Below are 3,867 nucleotides of genomic sequence, written 5' to 3'. Positions count from 1 at the left end.
ATCTTGCTGCGGCCGGTGCAGCCGCGCGCCAGGCGCACCGCGCTCATGGTGGCCTCGGTGCCGGAGTTCACCAGCCGGACCCGCTCCACCGGCTCCACCCGCGCCACGATGTGCTCGGCCAGCTCGACCTCGCCCTCGGTGGGCGCGCCGAAACTCAGCCCGCCGGTCGCGGCCTCGCGCACGGCCGCCACCACGGCCGGGTGCGCGTGCCCGAGGATCATCGGGCCCCAGGAGCACACGAGATCGACGAATTCGTTGCCGTCGGCGTCGGTCAGCTTCCAGCCGTCGGCCCCGGCGATGAACCGGGGGGTGCCGCCGACGCCGGTGAAGGCGCGGACCGGCGAGTTGACCCCGCCGGGGATGACCGAGGCGGCCCGGTCGAACAGGCGGGCGGACACTGCCGCCGACGCGTCACCGAGAGGAGAGGCACTGGTCGCGCGCGGAGAAGAACTCACGGCCTCCAGTGTCGCAGCCCGGCCGGAGAGCGTCGACGACAGGGTGTAGGACACGTGACACGGGCCGCAGCGACGCGCCGGAAATTGTTTCGGCGGTATTACCCGCGCAGGCCACGGGGGGTGCGTACGCTCGGTGAGTCGGACACCCAGAGTCGGGAAGGTTCTCATGCGTCGAGCATCGATCGGGTCCGCTTCTCCGGGGTCGGTTTCGGGGGAGCCGGTGCGCAGAGCGAAAGCGTCCAGATCGGCGGCGGCCGGTCTCGCGGTGGCGGCGGGCGCGCTGGCGGTGTCGGTGTTCGCCGCGCCCTCGGCCTCGGCCGTCGAACCGGTCCTCGACATCGGGGACGGCCGCGTCGGCGCGCACCTGAACCACGAGGAGACGGTGTGGCTCGCGGGCGGGCCGATCCCCGCGATGGTGACCAGGATCATTCCGCCCGGCGTGATCGGCGCGGGCATGCACCCCGACACCAAGCTGTGGCGCGACGACCAGGGCAACATCCGAGCCTCGCTGCGTCAGGTGATCGCCGAGAGCGCGCGCGAGCCCGACGGCACCGTCTCGATCTTCCTCAACGCGCCGGGCACCCACGACGGGCGCCTGCTCGACATCTATCAGAACTGGGGCGACTGACCCCGGCGCACCCGGACCACCGCGTCGACGACGAGCAGTCCGGCCAGCGCCGCCAGCGCGGCGGCGCCGACCAGCCAGGGACCGGAGTAGCGCACCGAATCGTGCGCGGGCACATCCCCTTGCGCGGCGAACGAGGTGTCCACCACGCCGGTGCGCCAGCTCGCCACCGCGGCGAGCACGAGCAGCACCGCCGCCACGGCCTCGACCGCCGCGATCGTCCCCCGGCCACCGCGCCACCGGCCACGGCGCATCGGCTCACCGGGAGAGTTCACCCGATCCGCGCGCATGTCGCTCGCTCCGTTCTGCTCGGCACCGTCGTCGTGCGGCAATCCTGCCACGCGGTGGCGGTCAGCCCGCGTCGCCCGCCTTCGAGTCGCGCTCGGCAAGCGCCCGCGTCAACGCGTCCCGCAATCCCCGATGATCCTTCGCCCAGGCCTGGACCAGCCCTCCGGCGCGCAACCGCAGCCCGATTCCGGTGCGCCTGCGCGGAACTCCGCTCAGCTCGCCCAGCGCCCTGGCGGATTTCCATTCCTCGCCGGACCAGGAGCCCGCGTCGTCCCAGTCGACCCCGGCCAGTGCTGCCTCGTCGAGTGGACCAGCCCCTTGTTCGTCCAGCACGTCGGCGATCTCGGCGAGCAGCACGGTTTCGGTGCCCTGGCGCAGCGCGGCGCCGGTCAGTCGCACGCTGACGTGGGTGCGCGCGGCGAGCACCTGAACGGCGGAGAAGGCGGCGATCAGCGCACCGCAGAACAGGAGGGCGAACCAGTGCGGGGTGGCGCCGGTCGCGACCTCGACGGCCAGGATCAGGGCGCAGGCCAGCGGCCCGTAGCTCACCGCACGCCAGCGCGCTCCCGGCTCGTGGAAGAGAACTCTTTCGTCGGCGGGGCCGGTGTGGTCGGTTCGGACCTCGCCGGTATCCCGGTCGGTCACGCCGGACCCCCCGCCCGTGCCTCGCTCAGCCCACCAGGCCGGGCAGCAGGAGCAGTGCGACGGTGACCAGGCCGAACAGGACCAGCAGGCCGAGAACGATCATGTCTTTGCGAATGCTCTGCGGCTGTTGGATCACCACGCGCATCGTTGCCTCCGATCTCCCGGGGCTCCTGCTCGTCGCCCGCGCCCGGCGGCGAACGAACGGCTACGTCTCCCGGTTCCCATGTCTCCTGTGACAACCCTCACGATACAGGCACAGCCCACAGCGGCCAATTCGGTCCGCATGCCAATCGGGGTTCACTTCCTCGTGACGAAGAAGTACCCATTCGCCTCGGGACGGTAACCCGCGTACAACGCGCCGCCCGCGAGCACCCCCTGCACGACGGCCACCGCGCCCGCCGCGAAGGCCGCGGCGCCACCGGTGCCGCCGAGGGCGAACAGCGCGGTCAACGCGCCGATGACCAGCCAGATCGCACCCACCGTCAACACCGTGCGGGCCCACGCCCTGCCCTTGGCGAACAGGTGCGTCACACCCGCGGCGGCCGCGGCGAGCACGAGTCCGCCCATGACGAGGAACACCACGTACATCGACACGTACAGGTGCGCGCCCGCCTCCGGGATCTGCTGTCCCGCCTCGATCAGCACGCGCTCGACCTCGTCGCGATGAGTCAGGGCGTCGATCGCGCTCGCGATCACCCGCACCACGCCGAGCGCGACGATCACCCACCACAACTGGGCGGCGGTGCGCACGCTCTCGGGCGCGGGTTCGGGATCCGCGCGGTACGCGCCGGGCGGCACGGGGCCCGACGGGAACTGGCCGTGCGGCGGCCGCCCATGCGGTCCGGGCGACGGCGGCAGCGGGCCGGGCGGCACGGGCGCGGGTGGCCGGACATCCTGCCGGGGGCCGGACGCCGGGGTGGAGCCGGATCCGTGGGTCACGACAGCCGGCGCGCGGCCTCGGTGGCCCAGTAGGTGAGGACGATGTCGGCTCCGGCCCGCCGGATGGAGGTCAGGGACTCGAGCACGGCGGCGTCGCGGTCGATCCAGCCGCGCTCGGCGGCGGCGGTGATCATCGCGTACTCGCCCGAGATCTGGTACGCGGCCACCGGAACGGTGGCGCGGTCGGCCACCTCGCGCAGGATGTCCAGGTAGGCCATCGCGGGCTTGACCATGACGATGTCGGCGCCCTCGGCCAGATCCAGGTCGAGTTCGCGCCGCGATTCCCTGCGGTTGGCCGGATCCTGCTGGTAGGTGCGGCGATCACCCTCCAGCGAGGACGACACGGCCTCGCGGAAGGGACCGTAGAAGGCCGAGGCGTACTTGGCGGCGTAGGCGAGGATGCCGGTGTCGGTGCGGCCGACGGCGTCCAGTCCGCGCCGGATGGCGCCCACCTGGCCGTCCATCATGCCGCTGGTGCCGAGCAGGTCGGCGCCCGCCTCGGCCTGGGCGATGGCCATGTCCACATAGCGGTGCAGGGTGGCGTCGTTGTCCACCTGCCCGTCGGGGCCGAGCACGCCACAGTGCCCGTGGTCGGTGAACTCGTCGAGGCAGGTGTCGGCCATCACCACGGTCGCGTCGCCGACCTCGGAGGCCAGCGCGCGCAGGCCGCGGTTGAGGATGCCGTCGGGATCACTGGCCTGGCTGCCCGCCGGGTCCTTGTCCTCGGGCAGCGGCACGCCGAAGAGCATCAGGCCGCCGACGCCCGCGTCGACCGCCTCCACGGCGGCCTTGCGCAGCGAATCCATCGAATGTTGGTGCACGCCAGGCATGGAGCCGATCTCGCGCGGTTCGTCGAGGCCGTCGGCCACGAACATCGGCAGCACCAGATGCCGTGGTTCCAGGGTGGTCTCGGCC

At 72.5% G+C, this 3,867-nt stretch carries 6 protein-coding genes; 1 reads left to right on the top strand and 5 read right to left on the bottom strand.

What is annotated here, in order from left to right; translation table 11 throughout:
• A partial coding sequence (locus QH283_RS07680) for an aminotransferase class III-fold pyridoxal phosphate-dependent enzyme (RefSeq protein ID WP_280502324.1) occupies positions 1 to 455 on the bottom strand: 455 nt, incomplete at its 3' end.
• A gap of 220 nt (positions 456 to 675) precedes the next feature.
• Between QH283_RS07680 and QH283_RS07675 the strand changes: the two genes are divergently transcribed.
• Positions 676 to 1,083, top strand: coding sequence for a hypothetical protein (locus QH283_RS07675; protein WP_280502323.1), 408 nt, complete (start codon positions 676 to 678; stop codon positions 1,081 to 1,083).
• On the opposite strand, the gene QH283_RS07670 is transcribed toward QH283_RS07675, so the two are convergent.
• From QH283_RS07670 to hemB, 4 genes are all read right to left on the bottom strand, one after another.
• Complete coding sequence (locus QH283_RS07670; RefSeq protein WP_280502322.1) at positions 1,065 to 1,421, bottom strand: hypothetical protein; 357 nt, start codon at positions 1,419 to 1,421, stop codon at positions 1,065 to 1,067. The genes QH283_RS07675 and QH283_RS07670 overlap by 19 nt on opposite strands.
• A 10-nt stretch (positions 1,422 to 1,431) precedes the next feature.
• On the bottom strand, positions 1,432 to 2,013 hold the full coding sequence (locus QH283_RS07665) for a hypothetical protein (RefSeq protein WP_280502321.1): 582 nt from the start codon (positions 2,011 to 2,013) through the stop codon (positions 1,432 to 1,434).
• 297 nt (positions 2,014 to 2,310) lie between these two features.
• Positions 2,311 to 2,811 carry a hypothetical protein gene (locus QH283_RS07660; protein WP_280502320.1) on the bottom strand — a complete coding sequence of 167 codons (501 nt, stop codon included), beginning with the start codon at positions 2,809 to 2,811 and terminating at the stop codon, positions 2,311 to 2,313.
• A 137-nt stretch (positions 2,812 to 2,948) separates the two neighbouring features.
• On the bottom strand, positions 2,949 to 3,867 hold a 919-nt coding region (gene hemB / locus QH283_RS07655; protein ID WP_280502319.1), incomplete at its 5' end, for a porphobilinogen synthase.

This window comes from Nocardia farcinica (genome assembly GCF_029867845.1).
GTDB classification, from domain to species: domain Bacteria; phylum Actinomycetota; class Actinomycetes; order Mycobacteriales; family Mycobacteriaceae; genus Nocardia; species Nocardia farcinica_A.
The sequence above is the reverse complement of the archived record's forward strand: the minus strand, read 5'-3'. Positions and strand labels throughout refer to the sequence as shown.